Annotated in this window: 12 protein-coding genes and 4 pseudogenes; 8 read left to right on the forward strand and 8 right to left on the reverse strand. The window is 42.7% G+C overall.

All coding sequences use genetic code 11. From position 1 onward, the window contains the following. Nucleotides 1-8 precede the first annotated feature (8 nt). The 3 genes and pseudogenes from JCM19038_RS20775 to JCM19038_RS10260 all read right to left on the reverse strand — a co-directional run bounded on the left by JCM19038_RS20775 (nucleotide 9) and on the right by JCM19038_RS10260 (nucleotide 3,022). Nucleotides 9-1,058 carry an acyl-CoA dehydrogenase family protein gene (locus tag JCM19038_RS20775; RefSeq protein WP_052361437.1) on the reverse strand — a complete coding sequence of 350 codons (1,050 nt, stop codon included), beginning with the start codon at nucleotides 1,056-1,058 and terminating at the stop codon, nucleotides 9-11. Then, complete coding sequence (locus JCM19038_RS10255) at nucleotides 1,058-2,218, reverse strand: acyl-CoA dehydrogenase family protein (protein ID WP_042417528.1); 1,161 nt, start codon at nucleotides 2,216-2,218, stop codon at nucleotides 1,058-1,060. Before JCM19038_RS10255 ends, JCM19038_RS20775 begins: the two co-directional genes overlap by 1 nt. 19 nt (nucleotides 2,219-2,237) lie before the next feature. Then, nucleotides 2,238-3,022 (reverse strand): annotated as a pseudogene (locus tag JCM19038_RS10260) (enoyl-CoA hydratase/isomerase family protein). Between the two features lie 289 nt (nucleotides 3,023-3,311). Between JCM19038_RS10260 and JCM19038_RS10265 the strand changes: the two are divergent. The 3 genes from JCM19038_RS10265 to JCM19038_RS10275 all read left to right on the forward strand — a co-directional run bounded on the left by JCM19038_RS10265 (nucleotide 3,312) and on the right by JCM19038_RS10275 (nucleotide 7,085). Next, nucleotides 3,312-4,223 (forward strand): LysR family transcriptional regulator, encoded by a 912-nt coding sequence (locus tag JCM19038_RS10265; protein ID WP_052361438.1) that lies wholly within the window; start codon nucleotides 3,312-3,314, stop codon nucleotides 4,221-4,223. A gap of 101 nt (nucleotides 4,224-4,324) precedes the next feature. Further along, complete coding sequence (locus tag JCM19038_RS10270) at nucleotides 4,325-5,512, forward strand: CaiB/BaiF CoA-transferase family protein (RefSeq protein ID WP_042417529.1); 1,188 nt, start codon at nucleotides 4,325-4,327, stop codon at nucleotides 5,510-5,512. A 211-nt stretch (nucleotides 5,513-5,723) separates the two neighbouring features. Continuing rightward, nucleotides 5,724-7,085, forward strand: a complete 1,362-nt coding sequence (locus JCM19038_RS10275; RefSeq protein WP_202963052.1) for an amidase — start codon at nucleotides 5,724-5,726, stop codon at nucleotides 7,083-7,085. A gap of 191 nt (nucleotides 7,086-7,276) precedes the next feature. Here the strand turns inward: JCM19038_RS10275 and JCM19038_RS10280 are convergent, their stop codons facing one another. Further along, complete coding sequence (locus JCM19038_RS10280; RefSeq protein ID WP_042417532.1) at nucleotides 7,277-8,773, reverse strand: gluconokinase; 1,497 nt, start codon at nucleotides 8,771-8,773, stop codon at nucleotides 7,277-7,279. A gap of 19 nt (nucleotides 8,774-8,792) precedes the next feature. Next, nucleotides 8,793-9,691, reverse strand: a pseudogene (gene gnd / locus JCM19038_RS10285) (phosphogluconate dehydrogenase (NAD(+)-dependent, decarboxylating)). 348 nt (nucleotides 9,692-10,039) lie between these two features. On the opposite strand from gnd, the pseudogene dgoD reads away from it, so the two are divergent. Continuing rightward, nucleotides 10,040-11,187: pseudogene (gene dgoD / locus JCM19038_RS10290) on the forward strand (galactonate dehydratase). Nucleotides 11,188-11,221: 34 nt separating this feature from the next. Continuing rightward, nucleotides 11,222-12,570: pseudogene (locus JCM19038_RS10295) on the forward strand (GntP family permease). A gap of 114 nt (nucleotides 12,571-12,684) precedes the next feature. On the opposite strand, the gene JCM19038_RS10300 reads toward JCM19038_RS10295, so the two are convergent. After that, on the reverse strand, nucleotides 12,685-13,533 hold the full coding sequence (locus JCM19038_RS10300) for a MurR/RpiR family transcriptional regulator (RefSeq protein ID WP_052361439.1): 849 nt from the start codon (nucleotides 13,531-13,533) through the stop codon (nucleotides 12,685-12,687). 286 nt (nucleotides 13,534-13,819) lie between these two features. Between JCM19038_RS10300 and JCM19038_RS10305 the strand changes: the two genes are divergently transcribed. Both JCM19038_RS10305 and JCM19038_RS10310 read left to right on the forward strand, forming a co-directional pair. Further along, complete coding sequence (locus JCM19038_RS10305; RefSeq protein WP_042417537.1) at nucleotides 13,820-14,656, forward strand: hypothetical protein; 837 nt, start codon at nucleotides 13,820-13,822, stop codon at nucleotides 14,654-14,656. Between the two features lie 47 nt (nucleotides 14,657-14,703). Continuing rightward, a complete protein-coding gene (locus JCM19038_RS10310; RefSeq protein WP_042417538.1) occupies nucleotides 14,704-14,883 on the forward strand; it encodes a hypothetical protein in 180 nt (59 codons plus the stop codon). 613 nt (nucleotides 14,884-15,496) lie between these two features. Here JCM19038_RS10310 and JCM19038_RS10315 read toward each other — a convergent pair. Next, the gene (locus JCM19038_RS10315) at nucleotides 15,497-16,753 is read right to left on the reverse strand and encodes an Nramp family divalent metal transporter (RefSeq protein WP_042417539.1); all 1,257 of its coding nucleotides are present in this window, start codon (nucleotides 16,751-16,753) and stop codon (nucleotides 15,497-15,499) included. A gap of 235 nt (nucleotides 16,754-16,988) precedes the next feature. Between JCM19038_RS10315 and JCM19038_RS10320 the strand changes: the two genes are divergently transcribed. Further along, the gene (locus JCM19038_RS10320; protein ID WP_042417540.1) at nucleotides 16,989-17,492 is read left to right on the forward strand and encodes a hypothetical protein; all 504 of its coding nucleotides are present in this window, start codon (nucleotides 16,989-16,991) and stop codon (nucleotides 17,490-17,492) included. Between the two features lie 301 nt (nucleotides 17,493-17,793). Here the strand turns inward: JCM19038_RS10320 and JCM19038_RS10325 are convergent, their stop codons facing one another. Further along, complete coding sequence (locus JCM19038_RS10325; RefSeq protein WP_042417541.1) at nucleotides 17,794-19,122, reverse strand: oligosaccharide flippase family protein; 1,329 nt, start codon at nucleotides 19,120-19,122, stop codon at nucleotides 17,794-17,796. Between the last annotated feature and the right edge of the window lie 123 nt (nucleotides 19,123-19,245).

Consider the following 19,245-nt stretch of genomic DNA (forward strand, 5'->3'; position numbering starts at 1 on the left):
CCTCTTACCTAAAGTTGTTTCCACAAGGATTTGCTTGAAGAAATGACGTTTTCACCGATTTGCTTTGCCCAAAATGCCTCAGAGCCATATTCATCACGCCATGACCATAACCTTCTCGTGTACTGATGAAGTGGATGTTCGTGGGTGAAGCCAATTGCTGCGTGAATCTGATGTGCAATCGGTACCGCTTTTGAAATTGATTGGCTAACATAAGTTTTTGCGATTTTGACCTCATTTTGGAATTGAATGTTGTCTACTGTAGCTGTTGCGGCGGAATCTGCAATTACATTTGCTGAGGTAGCAAGACCAGTTAATACGGCAAGCTGTTGTTTAATAGCTTGGAATTTCCCGATCGGTCGACCGAATTGTTGGCGTTCTTTCGCGTGATGGATGGACATCGTGAGAATTTGTTGTAATGCTCCTGCCATCATCATCGTTCTTCCTAACAACGTTTCGTGAATAAATTGTGCAGCATGTTCAGGTGTCATTGCTATGACTTGTGATGAATTGAGTGAAGTGTTTTTGCAGATTACTTTGTTTCTCGATTCACCTGCAATATTTGAATCTGGAACTGTTGTGGTGAGATTGAGTGGAATTTTGAGCAAATACCACTTACCAGTAGGTGTTTTAACCGGTGACACTAGATCATCAGCCCATTGTGTGAATGGGACGCGATTGAATGTGCCGTTGATAATCCAAGTTTCTGAATGTTGTTGAAGATCAACATCTTCATTGATCATACTAATGGTTTGTTTTGTGTTAGGAAGCGGGAGTCCAAGCTCGACATACTGCCAATTTGCAATGATTGACTCTGCTAAAGGGATTGGTGCTGCGAAACTACCAGCGATTTTTAACACGGCAAAGGCGTCAAGCTTTGTAAAGCCACTTCCATTACAGTCTTCAGGAACTCCGATTGTTGTTATTCCCATGCTGTCGAGTTCATTCCAGAATGTTTTTGGGAACGTTCCGTTTTCAGCGTCGTTAATTAATTCTTTAGTACAAGTTTGTTTGAACAGTTTTTCTGTCGTGTCAACAAGCATACGTTCGATTGTGATCATTAAAGTCCCAACCCCTTTCCTACAATTGACCGTAAGATTTCAGTTGTACCACCTCGAAGTGTGAAGCCTGGAGAATGCAACATCGCTTTTGCTAGTAATCGTTCATACTTCTGTTCACTATGTGAAGATGGTTCGCTCTCAATGAGCATTCTCGCCGTTTCAATGATCGTATTCTCGAATTGATTCCCAAGGTCTTTTACGAGTGATGCTACAAGACTCGCTGGTTGGTCTTCCTCAAGCAGTTGAGCAATTGAAAAAGACATTCTCCGCAATGTAACGAGCGTTGCTACGAGCTTTCCGATTTCCGTGTAGGCATAGGTAGAATTTGCATCTGCTCTTTGTTTCAATACTGTAATCATCTCTTCAAGTAACGGGTACGTACTTAAAAATCGTTCTGGTCCACTCCGTTCAAATGCTAGTTCAGCCATTCCTTGTTTCCATCCTTCCCCAAGCTTACCGACGATCATTTCATCGGAGAGGCGAACGTTCTCGAAGAACACTTCATTGAAGTGTTCTTCGCCTGTCATCAGGGTAATTGGTCGGATGGAGACACCTTTGGCACGAAGGTCAACAATGAATTGGCTTAATCCTTCATGCTTCTTCTCCGTTTGCTTTTCAGTACGGCACAGTACAATCATATAGTCTTGGAGATGGGCGCCACTCGTCCAAATTTTACTACCGTTCAGTAACCATTCGTCACTTTCTTTTACCGCCTTCGTGTGAATGTTCGCTAAATCAGAACCGGCATTCGGTTCACTTAAGCCAATAGAGAAGTAAACTTCCCCTTTACAGATTCCTGGTAAAAAAGTCTGTTTTTGATATTCAGTTCCGTATTTTAGAAGTAAAGGACCTGTCTGGCGATCAGCAATCCAGTGTGCTGCAACGGGTGCACCGGCTGCGAGCATTTCTTCCGTAACGACATAACGTTTCAAATTGGATTCACCTTGACCGCCGTACTCTTTTGGGAATGTCATACCGACCCAACCTTTTTCAGCCATTTTCATGCTCCATTCTCTAGAGAAACCAGCAAGCCAAGAGTCACAATCAGGTTGAAATGATTCAGCATCAAGTTCTTTTTGAATAAATGCTCTTACTTCATGACGAAATTCTGTCAAAGAGTTCGATGCTTTTGAAACTGGCAATTGAAGTGACGCTTCCATTGAACTTCCTCCTTATACCTTAGCGATTTACGAATGCTGGTTTGCGTTTATCAAGGAAGGCTTGCACTCCCTCTTTGTGATCTTCAGTCGCGGTAATAATCGACATGTGAGAAGAAATTAAATCAAGCGATGTTTCTAAGTCTAATTTCTCTGACTGTCGCGCTGCTCGTTTCATCATGCGAATGGCTACTTGCGGCCCGTCAGCAATTTGTTTCGCTATTTTGAGTGTTTCTTCAAGTAATGATTCACGAGGGAATGTATGGTTAACTAATCCTATTTCCAATGCTTCCGTTGCATCAACGGCACGCCCAGTCCATAATAATTCAAGCGCTTTGGCTTGCCCTACAATACGAGGAAGAAAGTAAGCCCCACCGTCTCCTGGGATTAATCCAACTTTTACATATCCTTCAGATACTTTTGCCTCAAGCGCCATCGTTCTGAAATCTGCATTAATGCCATGTCCAAACCAGCCCCAACGGCTGCACCGTTAATCGCCGCAATGACAGGTTTGTCGATGCGATTCATCATAAAAGCAACACGATGGATGTCTTCCCAAAGCATGTTCTTCGCATCGAGTCTTGTTTCGCGTCCTTTTTGTAAATCTTGCATATCGCCGCCAGAACAAAAGGCATCACCATTTCCTGTAACGACAATTACATGCACACGATCGTCACGCTGGGCTGTTTCCAGTGCACCCACCCATTGTGTAATCATTTCAGACGAAAATGCATTTTTCTTTTCGGGTCGGTTTAAGGTAATTAGTTGGATATGCTCTTGTAATTCAATGTGTAAAGGTTCGTTCATTTTCCATACCTCCGTTTAAACATTATTATCCAAACATGGATAAGTGTCATAAGTTCCGTAGAAACAAAAGTGATTGATAGCGCTTACAAAAAGTGGTGGGATTTTTTACATTAGACAGTGGTTTTTTGAACCTCTGACCTTCACGTATGATTTGAAGCAAAACATTGAACCTCTCACTCCTTTTTTTCTATTCTGAATTGTTTTTATCTTAAAGTTTAGTCAATATAATGTCTAATACTGCTTTAAAATAAAACTATAGCTTATTGCTATAAAACAGGAGGTCCTTTCATTGGATATTCGCCAATTGAACTATTTTGTCACACTTGTTGAGAAGAATAAGTTTGTGGCTGCGGCTGAAGTGCTTCATATCTCGCAACCATCTTTAAGCAACATGATTAAGCAACTGGAAAAAGAACTAGGATGCAAGTTATTTGAACGAAGTACTCGTGAAATGAAGTTGACGGAGCCCGGAGAAGTGCTATATCGTCGTGCAGTGTTAATTCTTAAACAATTCGAAAGTACATTAAAAGAAATGGAAGATGTTAAAGACACAGGATTTGGAGCTATTGATATCGCTATGATTGAGTCTTCGAAATACTGGATTCCTAAAGTGGCAAAGCAATTTTCTGAGGAGTATTCAAACGTACAAATTTACTTTAAGGAGATTCGGACAAAGCACATGCGTGATGCATTGATTAGTAATGACGTTCATTTTGCGATCACGACGATGGTAGAGGATTTAGAGGATACGTATGAGCTAACACCAATCTACCGAGAAGAACTTGTCTTAATTTGTCCTGAAAATCATGCTTTTGCTGCTAAGTCGAGCATTGATATAGCTAATTTGGAAGGTGAGACATTAATTCTTACTCAAGCAGTTTTCCAAATAACTGAAATCATTAAGCAAGCCATTATTCAATCGGGAATTGATTTAGAAGGCAAATACTATGTTGAACGACTGGATACGGCACGGATGCTTGTTGCGGAAGGATTAGGGGTATGTATCCTGCCAGCTAGTTATCCCAAATATTCACTTCATCAAGGTATCCATACAGTGAAATTAACGAATCCAACCCCTAAAAGGAAAGTGTTTATGGCATATAACAAAGAACGCTATTATTCGCCAGCAGTTATGAGATTTAGGAATTTAATACAGCAGTTTTTTATAAAAGAAGATAATAAGATTGGGTTCTTAAAGTAGATTTATTTGTTAAGACTATAAATATATTCAAAGTTGGTATTAGAAATTATATAATAGTCAGTTTAAAATGCTCCTTAACAAGAAATATTGTGGGGGATAACATGAAATCTGCGATGGACGGACTTATTGTACTTGATTTATCACAGGTTTATCAGGGTCCATATTGTGGGATGTTAATGGCCTATCAAGGAGCAAAAGTGATAAAAATGGAAGCGCTTACCGGAGAGGTGATTCGTCAACGTATCGAAGACAAAAACCCGCATGAGTTTCTCATGTTTAATTCTAATAAACTTGGTATCTCACTTAACTTAAAGTCTTCTGAAGGAGCCGAGATATTAAAATCCTTAGTTCAACAAGCTGATGTATTAATTGAAAATTTCACTCCTGGGGTGATGGACAGACTTGGTGTCGGGTACGATACTTTGAAGGAAATTAATCCGCGTCTTATTTATGGTTCCGCGACAGGCTTTGGGCTTAATGGTCCTTACTCCAATTTTCCAGGTATGGACTTAACCGTTCAGGCTATTTCAGGTGTCATGGCTTCAACAGGCTATGATGGGAAGCCTCCCGTAAAAGCAGGACCTGCAGTTTGTGATATTTTAGGCGGAATTCATTTATACGGTGGGATTGCAACAGCACTATACGAGCGTGAAAAGAGCGGTGTTGGGCAACATGTTGAAGTTTCAATGCACGATGCAACATATCCCGCACTTGCATCGCCACTTGCAGGGTACTACGAAGGTGAGGGTAAGCGACCTGAACGAACGGGTAATCGTCATAGTGGGTTGCGCATGGCACCATATAATGTATATGAGACGAACGATGGATATGTTGCAATCATTTGTGTAACAGAAAAACATTGGGAACAGTTAGTACGACTCATGGAACGAACTGACCTCATCGGTGCACCGGGGTATGAGAATACGGTTAATCGAGCATTAAACATGGATGTTGTCGATCAAATGATTGAAGATTGGACGAAGAATAAGAGTAAATGGAATTTAATGAAACAACTTAAAGAAGCTAGAGTGCCAAGTTCCCCAGTATTATCGATTGCAGAAGTAGAAGATGACGAACATTTGAAAGCAAGAGGTATGATTCAATACGTTGATCACCCTATTCGAGGTCGCTCAAAAGTTCCTGGTTCCCCAATTCGCTTGTCGCGCACCGAGCAACAGACGGTTACACCAGCCCCCCTTGTTGGTGAGCATACTGAACAGGTACTGCAAGATATGCTTCACTACAGCCCTGCGGAACTTGAACGATTGCGTGAAGAGGGGATTATTTAAGAGGTTTCTAAAGCCTTTCCAAGACTAAAAAAGGAAAGGCTTTTTCTAACTCATTCTGTCAGATCCCCTACCAAACACTCCCACCTTCTCATAAACTTTTCTATAATGAAACGATGAAACCAGCAGGAAATCGACTGTGCAATCCGTAATTACATATAGAAGTAGATGCGAGCTCTATACCTACCCATACAACGAGAATGGAGTGACCACAGTGAATAAAGCGATGAGTTGGACAGAGTTAGAGCAATATGATGCCGTCGGACTTGCGGAACTTATTGAAAAAGGTGACGTTACGGCTAGTGAATTGGCGAAGCAATCGCATGAAGCCATTCGTGCGCTGGATGATCACGTCAGCAGTGTTATTGAAGTGTTTGAAGATGTCGTAGAAGACCCTTCGAAAGACGGTGCGAACCTTGAAGGTTCGTTTAAAGGGGTTCCATACTTAATGAAAGATTTAGGACCTACGCTTGCTGGTAGACTTCAAGAGATGGGCTCTAAGCTTATGCAAGGAAATCGAGCAGAAGCGGATAGTTTCCTAACGTCAAAGATTCGCAAAGCAGGACTTAATGTGATCGGGAGAACAACAACACCGGAGTATGGCTTGTGTAGCTCAGCGGAAAATCCAGAGCTTTATGTGACTCGTAATCCGTGGAACCAAGACTATACGAGTTGCGGTTCATCAGCGGGCTCATCGGTAGCTGTCGCGGCAGGGATGGTACCGTTGGCACACGCCTCAGACGGCGGGGGATCAATCCGAATTCCTGCTGGCGTCAATGGCATTATCGGTTTAAAATCATCTCGAGGTGTGTTGTCTGTCAGTCCAAATGGATCAGACTTGATGGGTGTCGTCTCAACACAAGGGTGTGTGTCGAGAACGATTCGTGATTCTGCCATGTTTTATGATGAGTGCCGAGGCGGTGCGCCTGGAGAGTTTATGCCGTATTGGGCGCCTGAACAATCATATTCGAGCTTGATTGCACATGATTCGAAGCCACTGCGTATTGCGGTCTCTCATGAATGGGGCGATTACAAAGCAGATCCACATATCGTCTCTGAACTGACCCGTACAGCTGAATTTCTAGAAAGCCTCGGTCACCACGTCGAATGGCAGACGCCGAAGGTTGACCTCTATAAAGCCTACCAAGCGCAAACGGACTGTTATATTATGAACTTCTCCCAAGTCATCGCAGGCTTAATGGAACAAAAAGGGCTAAAAGAACCTCCTTTGGACTTGATAGAACCGATGTGTATTCGTGTATGGGAAGAAGGCATTGATGCAACGTATTCAAAGCGTGCGGCGATGCAAGCGCAATTTAATGACGTGTCTCGTCAAGTCGGAACATTCTTACAAGAGTGGGATATCATTCTTACCCCGACGATGGCGAAACCGACTCCGAAAGTCGGTACGAAAGAGTACATGACAACAAGTGAGGAGCCAAACGTCTATGACTGGTTCCAGAATTTGTGGAGCATCTTTTCATTCACCCCGATCGCAAATGTGACAGGATCCCAGGCATCTCATTGCCGATGGCAACACTTGAAAACGGGCTACCACTTGGTATGCATTTCTTAACTCGCCAAGCGAATGATGGGTTACTTTTGCAGCTTGGTGCTCAGATTGAGCGGGCCTTAGACGGTGCGTGGAACGGGGGAAATAAGCCGGAAGTGCATGTGTCGAAGTTGTAAAAAGATCAGCATCCTGTAAAGGGGCGTGACATAAAAAGTTCGGCTCATTTTGGATCAATGAGCCGAACTTTTTTATACCTAGATCCGAACGCCTTTTTTCTGTTGCAACGCATACAGTCGCTCATAATGTGGAGATAAGCTTCGGATTAATTCGAGATACAATGAGCTGTAATCACGATAGAGTGATGCCGAAGTTTCGTTTGGGATCACTTTCTCATCCACGTGTTGATGCTGTTTGAAATGAGAAAGTGACTCAATGTCCCCGAGTGTATACATGCTTAGAATGACTGCCCCGAGCGCTGAACTTTCATAAGACTTCGCAAAATGAAGCGGCTGGTCGAAGATGTCTGCCGCCATCTGCTTCCACGTCTCTGAGCGGGAGAATCCTCCAGAAGCATAGATGGAACCAGGGAATCCAATTAATTCTTGTAAGGCGAGTAACACGCTGTAAATATTAAACGTAACCCCTTCAAGTGCCGCACGAATCATATCTTCTCTCGTATGTGTACGGGTCAGACCAATATAGGAAGCCGTCGCTTCCGGGTTCCAAAGCGGTGCCCGTTCTCCGGTAAGAAATGGTATAAAGAACAACCCGTTTGATCCAGCAGGGACACGGTCAGCTAACGCTAATACCGCTTCTACTGCTTGATCACTAGAGATCGTTTCATCCTTTACGAGTTCTTCAACGACCCATTGAAGCGCAATGCCTCCATTATTAATGGGGCCGCCGATAATCCAAAGGTCGTCAGTGAGTAAGTAACAGAACGTTCTTCCTTTCTCATCAACATGGGGTGTAGAAGATGCGCTTCGGATCGCTGCACTCGTACCGATCGTTAACGCAACTTCTCCTTCGTTGATTGCACCGACTCCGAGGTTAGACAAAACCCCGTCGCTTGCTCCGATGATATAAGGGATGTTATCCCTATAAAACGTAAAAGACGTTGGTACGAGTTCTGGAAGCTGTTCGGTTGTAACCCCAGCATAGCTCACGATCTCTTCATCCCATGCACGATCGTGAATATTCATCAAACCGGTCGCGCTGGCAATTGATTCATCCATGACAAATTCACCGAAGAGCTGATAGAAGATGTATTCTTTAATGCCGATCACCTTTGCCGTGTTTTCGAGAAGCGTAGGTTCATGCGTTTTCATCCAGAGAAGCTTTGCAAATGGAGACATCGGGTGAATCGGTGTACCGGTACGCTCATAGAACTGTTGGCCAGACTCCGTATGTTGCATTGCCTTCGTCTCGGCTGAACTTCTTTTATCCGCCCAAGTAATGAGGTTCGTTAACGGCACCCCTTTGTCGTCCACGCACATCATGCTGTGCATCGCAGAACTGAAGCTAACTGCACGAAGCTCATTCACACCTTTGTTTGAAAAGACGATGGCTTGCTCAAGAACAGAGATGGTCTTTTGATAAATAAGATCGGGGTCCTGTTCGGCAGCATCGGGAGTTGGACTCTGCATCGGATACGTTTCGTATGCTTTGTACCTCTCTTGACCTGTTTCGTCGAATACGACCGCTTTTACACCGGTTGTGCCGATGTCAACGCCGATATAATCAACATGCATCTAGATCACCTGCTTTTCGTTACTCGTTTTTCTCTACGGCATGACCGCCGAATTGATGTCTTAGTGCAGCAACAACTTTTCCGTGAAACGGATTTTCATCTAGGGAGCGATAACGCATTAATTGTGACATGGCGATGACCGGCGCACTTGCTTGATAATCAAGAGCAGCTTCCACTGTCCATTTGCCTTCTCCTGAAGAATGCATCACCCTTTAATGCTATCAAGCTTCGGTTCTTCTTTAAATGCTTCCGCCGTTAATTCCATCAACCATCCACGAATGACGGAACCGTGGTTCCACATATCCGCGACACTGTGATAATCATACTCAAAAGGACCTTTCTCTAGTAGCTCAAACCCTTCTCCAATGCTTTGCATCATACCGTATTCAATTCCGTTATGAATCATTTTTAAATAGTGACCGCTCCCCACTTTTCCGGTAAGTAAGAAACCATCTTCGATTGTAATCGCTTCGAATATTTCTTTTACGCGATCGGCGGCTTGTTCGTCTGCCCCAACCATCGCACACAACCCATTGCGAGCGCCGGAAACCCCGCCTGAAGTTCCGCTGTCCGCGAAGAGAATTCCAGTCTCCTTCAATTGTTCATGGCGTCGCAATGTATCTCGGTAATGAGCATTCCCTGCATCTATAATTAAATCATTTGGTGATAGTTTTTCACGGAGTTCTTGAAATACACTCTCGGTAATCTCACCGGCAGGTACGAGCAAGATGATTGTTCGTGGCGTTTCGAGCTTATTTAGCAATTCGTCAATGGTAGTTGCGGACTGACCGCCTGCTTCTCTTAAAGCGGTCATCGTTTCTTCTTGTTGGTCCATTCCAACGACATCGATGTTGCGGTCGATGAGCTGTAGGGAAAGGGGCAATCCCATTTTCCCTAATCCGATAATTCCTACGTTCATAAAAACGCCTCCAAGTAGTGGTGTTACTTGTATGTTATTAAAATTATTTTCATTTGTAAATTAAAATAAGAAAATATATTTCATTTTACGTCACTTAATGATACGATTCATACAATTACAGAAAAAATGGTTTCAATTCTATAAAAAAGATGATTGGTTCCTTCGATTGTTTAGAGAATGCAACATAAAAAAAGTAATGCAAAGGAGGTCTTCACGTTTCGCACTCAGGCCTTGGCAATTGATTTGGCGGAGCGATAGAAAAAGTGAAGATGATTATTTTTTAACATTATCTCTGAAAGCGCAATCATGACTAAAAGCGATCTTATAAAAGAGAAAGGAAGAGAATCTATGAAAATCGTAAGCTATGAATTGTTTCAAGTACCACCACGTTGGTTGTTTCTTAAAATCGAAACCGATGAAGGATTAACGGGGTGGGGAGAGCCGATCGTTGAAGGTCGAGCAGCAACCGTGAAAGCAGCAGTCCATGAATTAATGGAGTATCTTATCGGAAAAAACCCACTCCACATTGAAGACCATTGGAATGTGATGTATCGTTCAGGTTTTTATCGTGGCGGTCCGATTTTGATGAGTGCTATATCAGGAATTGACCAAGCGCTTTGGGATATTAAAGGAAAATATTATTCAGCACCTGTCCATGAACTTCTAGGTGGTAAAGCTCGTGAATCAATCAAAGTCTATTCGTGGATTGGCGGAGATCGGCTTCAGAAGTTGGCAAGGAAGCGAAGAAGGTTGTCGATCAAGGATTCACGGCAGTGAAGATGAATGGAACCGACGAGCTTCAGTATGTCGATTCGTATGAGAAAATCGACCGTGTGTTAGAAAATGTAGCAGCCATTCGCGAAGCGGTCGGCCCTTATATCGGAATTGGCATCGACTTCCACGGTAGAGTTCACAAGCCGATGGCAAAAATTCTTGCCAAGGAATTAGAACAGTTCCGTCCGATGTTCATTGAAGAGCCCGTATTGCCAGAGAACAATGAAGCGTTGCGCGAGATTGCCAATCATACAGCAATTCCAATTGCTACAGGCGAGCGCATGTACTCAAAGTGGGATTTTAAAACGATTCTTAAAGAGGGTTATGTTGATATTATTCAACCAGACTTGTCACATGCCGGGGGGATTACGGAGAACAAGAAGATTATTTCCATGGCTGAAGCATTTGATGTCGCTGCTGCACCTCATTGTCCACTCGGTCCGATTGCACTTGCTTCCTGCCTTCAAGTGGACGCAACGTGCCACAATGCTTTTATTCAAGAACAGAGCCTTGGCATTCACTATAACCAAGGGTCGGACTTGCTTGATTATCTTACCGACGCAACGGTGTTTAACTATAAAGATGGACATGTGAAAATTCCTGATAGGCCAGGGCTTGGCATCGACATTAATGAAGACCACGTCCGCAAAATGAGCGAAGAAGGTCATAACTGGCGTAACCCTGTGTGGAGACATGAAGACCGTAGCATTGCAGAGTGGTAGACAAAGAATAACTGGATAAAAGAAGGGATAAAACATGTCAGGTGTAAGTTTAATTCTTATTACGATCTTAGGGATCGGCTTACTTTTATACTTAATTATACGTTCCAAAATGCAAGCGTTCTTGGCTCTTTTGTTAGCGAGTATCTTTATTGGGTTGATGGCTGGCATGGATCCGATGTCGCTGCTCGAGACGATCGAAGAGGGCATGGGCGGAGCACTAGGCTTTATCGCAATTGTAGTCGGGCTTGGTGCGATGTTCGGTGAAGTGCTCCGAACGTCTGGTGGTGCTGAAAGACTCGCATTCACCCTCATTGATACGTTTGGAGAGAAACGTGCGCAGTGGGCACTTGGTTTTACCGGATTAATCGTCGCCATCCAGTATTCCTTGATGTCGCGCTCGTAATTCTTATCCCGATCGTTTACAGCTTAGCGATGAGAACAGGGAAATCATTGTTGTTTTATGCGATTCCGCTCCTTGCTGGTCTGGCTGTTGCTCACAGTTTTGTACCTCCGACGCCGGGACCGATTGCTATTGCCTCAATGTTAGGTGTTGATTTAGCATGGATGCTTCTTTTCGGTTTTATTGCAGGGTTACCAGCAATGATTATCGCAGGGCCGGTGTTTGGCCGATATATCGGAAACCGTATCCACGTTCCTGTGCCTGACCATGTGAGAGCTCGTGCGGAAGCAGAAGAGCAGGTAGATACGAATCTGCCATCTTTCAAACTGATTTTGTTTATTATATTACTTCCGTTAATTCTTATTTTAGCGAATACAGCAGGCGAACAAGTGCTGAATGAAGGTGTACTTCAAGAGATCTTCATGTTTATTGGTCATCCGTTCGTGGCGTTAATCATCGCAACGCTCTTTGCATTGCATTTCTTGGGCAAAAAGCGCGGTCTTTCCAAAAATGAATTGCAAGAAATGTCTACAAAAGCTTTGGAACCTGCCGGGATTGTGATCTTAATTACCGGTGCTGGTGGGGTATTTAGTGAAGTGCTGATCCAGAGTGGTGTCGGTGATGTGATGGGCGACCTTATGGCTGCTTCAGGATTTCCGCTCGTACTCCTTGCTTTTTTAATTGCGACGGGCGTGCGGGTAGCTCAAGGTTCAGCAACGGTAGCCATGTTAACTGCTGCAGGATTGGTCGCTCCAATCGTGAACCTTGTAGACTTAACACAACCATCACTTGCACTCATTGCAGTAGCGATTGCGTGTGGTGCAACTGTATTGTCTCACGTGAACGACTCAGGATTCTGGCTCGTTAACCGATTCTTAGGAATGTCAGAAAAAGACACGTTAAAGTCGTGGACGGTTATGGAGACCATTATCGGTGTTGTAGGCTTCCTCGTCGTGTTTGTCCTAAGTTTCTTCTTTAATTAACAGATAAAAAGAGAGTGAAGATGGGTTCTCCATCTTCACTCTCTTTCTTTGTTGCTTAATTACAGTCACGCCTAATATTTGTGCTGGCGAATTCGTGCGCGGATGCTGTATGCGTCAATATCTTTTCGTAGCAATGGACTCTCGAATTTTATCTAAATTATGAAGTGTCGTGTCTTTTAGTTGCAAGGCAGACAATACATAAAGTACGTCGATTAATGCGAGCTGGACCATTCTTGAAGCCATGGCTTCGGAGCGAAACAGAGATTCTCTGGCACTCGTCGTTAATGTGTAATCCGCAACTTTCGTTAAAGGAGAAGATGTGTGCCCGGATATCGCAATTGTAACAGCACCGCCTGCTTTCGCTGTTTTTAGTGCGTCAACAACATCGCGATTACTACCGCTATTAGAAATGCCAATGGCGGTACTGCCTTCAGTTAATAAGGAGGCGCTCATCATCTGTTGATGGCTGTCGCTGAACGCTTGAATAGGAATGCCAAACCGCATGAATTTGTGATAAGCATCTTCGGCTACGACCCCAGAACCACCAGACCCATAAAGATCAATGCGCTTGCTTTGGGTAAGGATTGTCGCCACCGTCTGCAACGTTTCTTCATTAATAAGCGCCAATGTATCATCCATGGCACGCTTATGTTCAGTGAAGATTTTGGAAGCAAGCGTTGGAACGTCGTCTTCGAAAGAAACGGACTCATGAATATTGGCTTCTTCTTTTACAATTTGTCTGGCGAGTGAGATCTTTAAATCTTGAAAGCCTTGATAACCGAGACGCTTGCTGAAACGGTACACCGTGGCATCTGCAACACCGCTTGCTTCCGCAAGTTCTGAAATTGAAAAGTAGACCGCTTTATCGGGAGAAGACAGTATGAAATCGGCAACCTTCTTCTCTTTGTCCGATAACGATGAATAATACGAACGAATCGTCTGTAAACAGGCGTTTGTCGTCAAAATATCCCTGCTTTCATGCTTAATCTATCTCGCAGTATAGCATATGTGATGTGAATCAAGGAATGAATTCGAGACTTTGCCTAAGCCTGTATCTTACGGGTTTGGAGGCGAACTGGAATTTAAGCACTTCTTAGAAGTGCCATTATTTTGAATTATTTCTATGTTGCTAGTGGACTTTTGCTATACGATATAATTAGGTGATTAAAGGAAGGTTTAAACGCATAGAGATATGATAGAAACTCATGTAACAAAACTTCTTTACGAACAAGAAGCGGGGACTTGATATATGAGAGCTTTTAAGCTTTTCTTATTAAATCTACAAAATGAGTTACCTAAACATCGCCAGATGATTAGGATCGGAAGCTATATGTTTTTTATTGTGTTGTCTTTTTTAGCTTTTATAATCACAACAATAAATTATTTCAATAATCCCTTAATCGAGAATCTATCTGCAAATCAGTACTATATTGCTCCCTTCATAGTTGGATTTTTAGGAGCAGCAATCGTTCTTTTATTTGGATTTTTCTTTACGAATGCACTTCTGCTTGTATCATCAAAGAAAATTCGATTTTTTAATGTTGAGATTGAATTTGATACGAGTGAAATTGCTGAGAAAAAGGCAGGACAGACGATTAATTACTTATCTAAAGTTATTGAATCTCATAGATATGCCTTGGCTAAAATGAGAGCCGAGGATCGAAGGTCTCATTTAGCGATCTTGATGGAAGTTATGAGGTCGTACCAAACGCAATTAAGAGCAGCATATGACGACCATGAGATTGAAGTGAAGGTATATACTGAAAGTCATGGTTTTACTAAAGGGCAGAACTTATTAATTGCAGATCTTCAGTATTTAGAAGGTAAACAAAAGATCGCCTATAAAAATCGAACTAAAAGAAAATCAACGAATTTAATGATTGCTGAAACAAAAGTAGAAGAAGTAGTAGAGGATGATGAATTGATCATCCCTTCCGAACAAACGGTATATATCGTAGTTTCAAGAAACATCGAAGATCTGTTTGATGATTTGGATACGAATACACTTAAAGGCCTTATTCATTATGCAGAAGTGGTGAAGAACGAAATTGAAATGTTAGATATAGTGGAGTATGATTATGAGTAAGAATGATAGGGTATAGATTTCTAACTAGTAGAAAGGGGAGCTGTTCTATGCAAAGCGAAGTAGCGACAAAAGCACGCCGGTTATCCCCAATTCAAAGGAAACGTCGAAGAGAAGCCATACTAGCAAAGTATAGAGACCCACAATCAATGGACGCTTCAGAAACAGTAGAACAACGAATTAGCCGTCTCCATTTGGGGAAAGAAATTGCGGACAAGTATATTAAATAAAAACAGAGAAAGGGGTGTTAAGATCCCTTTCTCTTTTCGTTTTTCTCTGGTTCGTAAACATAATGAGAATAGGGCTTGTTATTCTTCAAGTTGTTTCCACGAACCAGTTTATTCGTTGTATTTTCTATTTTAAATTTATCCAGTAGTCGTTTCTTCTTAGAGCTCAAAATAATCTCCCCTCTCTTATCCGACAGCTTGGTCAAAATCTAAGGGAAGTAAACATGAGGCCTTAGCTTTGAAATTGACAAAGGTTGAACCGTTAGAGGGTGCAAGAGCGTATAAAAATGTATTGCATATTTCAGGACAAAAGATCGACATTCGAAGTCATACACATGAAAAGCGAGTCTGCTGGTATAGTCACCACAGACTCGCTTGGTCGTCATTCATTCAAAACTTTTTCTAACAATGTGAATTCGGTATAATCGTTAAATTTTGCCACGTCATGTCCGGTAATCACAACTGCCTCCTTAGAAGAGAGAGTTGTCTAGCAGTAAGAATAATTGTTCTGGTGGTTAGTGCTAATGAGGCTCGAATAAGTGAGCGCATCCATGGTAAGGATGAGGTCACCCACTGTATAAAATTTATTTAATACCCTTACGTCACATAGCTAAGGCTAGAAGAAATCCATAAACACCTGAACTGCAAGGACAGTGACGAGTCCGATGATTAGGACATTAATGGTGTTGCTTGCCGTCGTGTTTTTGAATTGTCCCATGCGATCTTTCTTGTTCGTTAAGATGAACAAGACGACGGTGAGGATCGGTAATAATAATCCGTTTATCGCTTGGGCAGATATAATGAGTTCAATTGGTGAACCGCCGAACAGCCAAACGAGTGCAATCGGGATCATGCCGGTCACGATGAGGATCATGCGATTTACTTTTGCACTTGGATCTTCGGAACGCTTGAAGGCATGTCCGAACAACATCGGTTGCACCGTTAAGTTAAATAGTCCGGATGAAAACCCTGCGGTCCATAAACCGACGGCAAAGAAGATGGTCGCAAATGAGCCGAGAATTGGCGTGAGTTGAACGGCCATATCACCTGCACTTGCGATCGTTTGACCAGACCCATAAAACGCAGATGCTGAAGAAAGTAATATTGCAACTGAGATGAGTGCGAGTAACGTAAAGTTAATTTTTAAATCGTTAAATGAAAGTCTTCGAATTTGTTCTTTTGAATACGATGAGGAACGGTATTTGTTCTTCGTGAAGCCAGATAGTGCCACTAGCGTATTCGGCACGAGAATTGTTGCCACTAAGGCAAGAATGATCAAGATGTTGCCTTGTGGAATGGAGAACGTGAACCCCTGGCTTACTGTACTACCGGAACCGGGTAAAGCAACAAGTGCAGTAAGACAAAATGTAAGGACGAGCATAACCATGACAATTCGGTTAATGTTCTCAAGCACTTTGTACACGCCAAACCAAGCAATGCTCATGGCCATTACAGATAACAGCGAGACCCAGGCGAGCATCGGAATAGAAGGAAACAGCAAATTCATCGCCATAGAAGCTCCGATGAAATTACCAGCTTGAAACGCAAGTGCCCCGAGCCATAAACCAAAAAAAATTGCTTTTGACCAGAAAACACTCACTTCGTCACGTATGCCCTCAAGGACACTAGTCCCAGTGGCAATCGTCCAATTGATGACGGGTCGTTGAATGAAATACCCGACAAGACAAGCGATCACAAGAATCCAAGCGACTTGAAAGCCAAGTTCTGCCCCAGCAACAGATACGGTTGTCACGGTTCCTGGGCCGATAATGCATGCAGCTACAATTGCGCCAGGTCCCCAAGACTTCCACCACGGTAGTGTAGTGGTTTGTACAGGCTTTGCAGTCACAGTTTCTCTCATCACATTAGACATAGCGACACACTCCCTTTTTGTATTGGGTGATTGTATCAGGGAATTAGCAATCGGTTGGTATTTTTGTAAGGTTTTCTACAGGAATGTTTTTATCAGGAATTCATGAAAAATCAGTAATCTTTTGTTAAAATAATGGAAAATAAAAAATATTTAGATCGAAACTATGAAAGACTTAGACGTAAGTAAAGAACAAGCAGTAAAAAGCTGAGTGATCAATTTTTTTGAGGAGGGACGGATGCAACCTTATACGTTGACAGCGAGTAAAGTAACCGATGAGACGAAGGAAAAACCTTACCAAGTCATAATTTCAATCACCTTTCATGATGATCAATTTTATGAGAAGATATTTGAATTCTTACAGAAGAAACCACGGCTTTTTGTCGTACATCGTGAGCGTGTTCGCTATGCACTTGGCACAAATAAAGAGTGTAAATATGCCTTTGACGTCGTGTATCAAAAGTCACAGTATGAGTATACGGACCAGACATTATTGGATTTCTTTACAGAGCAGGAATGGCTTTATTCGTTTGATGACGTACAAATGCAAGAGGAGTTTTTAGAAGAGGGGATGAACGAGTTAGACAAATTCTTACTAAAGGCTAAGTCTTTAGTAGAAGCGAAACGATCCATAGATAACGAGAAACAGAGTCGTACCTCTGCTGATCGACGTTGGCGACGGCTGAGATGGTTCGTATATGTCGGTGGTTTTGGAGGGATGTTAGCTGTAGCTATATTTTAGATTCCCGCCCAGATCTAGCGAGCTACATTCAACAGAATCATATATGGTTACCTATTTTATTCCTCATCTTGATTTCAACAATGCTGGTCTTAATGGCATTAATGGAAATTCGAATTAGCCGGGGATCACTGGATAAGAAAACGGTTTTCACCACGACCGGAGTTATTCTTGGACTTCTTGCGTTTTTCAGTCTAGCTAATTTTATATAAGTTAAAGCTCTACTCATAGTTACCAATCAACCCCATCGACCACCTGATTAAGTGGTCGATGGTTGATTGGTTGTTTATCTTAAATTCCACCGTCACGAAGGCAGTGCTTCTTGCCGCCCCATCATGACGTTTAATCCGAGCTTTTTACAGATCGTTACATAGTGAAGCAATGTGAGTAAGACAGCGCCCATGTTCATTCCGAGTATGATACCGTCCATTTGCAAGCTTTGCATGGAGCCGAGGACGATCATTAAGACAAAGGAAATGCTCGTCGAGTACAAGGAGTGAATGAACGCGTCTTTCACTAAACCAATACCGATGAGATAAGCTTGGAGCGGTGTGGCAAAGTATTGGAAGATAAAGTAAGGGACGAGTATTTGCAAATAAATGTGAGCCGAAGATGCTTCAAAGAACAAGTTCGTAATTGGTTCTGCAAAGGCATAGAACATGAGAACGACTGGCGCACCGTAAAAAACGGTTACGATCATTGATAGTTTCAAATAGTGGTGCAATGTCGCGAAGTCTTTTCGTTCATACGCGTCAGCAACGATCGGGATGAGCACGATCAGTAACGCATGGGCGATAAACGCTGGAAAGAAGCCGACGGTGAATGCAATTCCTGCGAGCTTTCCGTACTCAACAACGGCGATGCTTTCAATCATGCCTGCGTTTCCGAGTGCCCAAGTAATCAGGAACGGCTTAATGGCAAAGGATGCGGAATGAAAGATTCTAAGACCGGTCGTAGGAATGGAGACGGCAAGTAATTTCTGTCGTACTTCTTTTCCAGTGAGGGTTGTCTGCCTCACGGATTTTATCTTCTTCATATTAAAAATGAACACAACCATTAAGTAACCTAACACGAGTAATTCACTTAATTTTAAAGCAAGCAGTGCCATGAAAATCGCAACATCGCTGTCAAAAGAAAATAATCGGAAGACGATCAGGAGACCAACGAGTTGTAGTGATCGCTTCATCAGATTGGCGATTGCAATCTTTGTTGTCTTCTGGGCACCGATTAAATAGCCCTTTACAACGGCAGAGAACGTAATGATTGGAATAAGAAGAAGAAGCATCCATTGAATTCCTACGTGGTACGTATGAAAGACAGGGAGTAAAGGTAAAATCCATGATGCGATGAACATCATGACAACAGCCCAAAGCGATGCCAATTTCAGTGCATGTTTAAGAACGCTCCAGTGGTACGTTGGTTCCTTCTCTGCAATGAGCTTTGAGATCGATACGGGCAATTCAATATTTGAAAGTACAACAACGAAAAGAATGGTTGGCAGAATGGCCATGTACAACCCGAAAGCTTCATCGCCAAGTTCACGAGCCAGTACAACATTAATAAACAGTTCTAAGCACTCACCAACAAATGCTGCGAGTGAGAGCACGAGTAAGCCACGAAAAAACGTATTCACCGAAACACCTTCCTTCTCCTACTTAATATGTATGAGACAAGGTGTGGAAATATGGGTGTAAATGATCGACAGATTTACTGATGAAATCACTTCATACGAAAGAGTCCCTTTGAAATGCAAAGG

Source organism: Geomicrobium sp. JCM 19038 (assembly GCF_000698125.1).
Classification (GTDB): domain Bacteria; phylum Bacillota; class Bacilli; order Bacillales; family Marinococcaceae; genus Geomicrobium_A.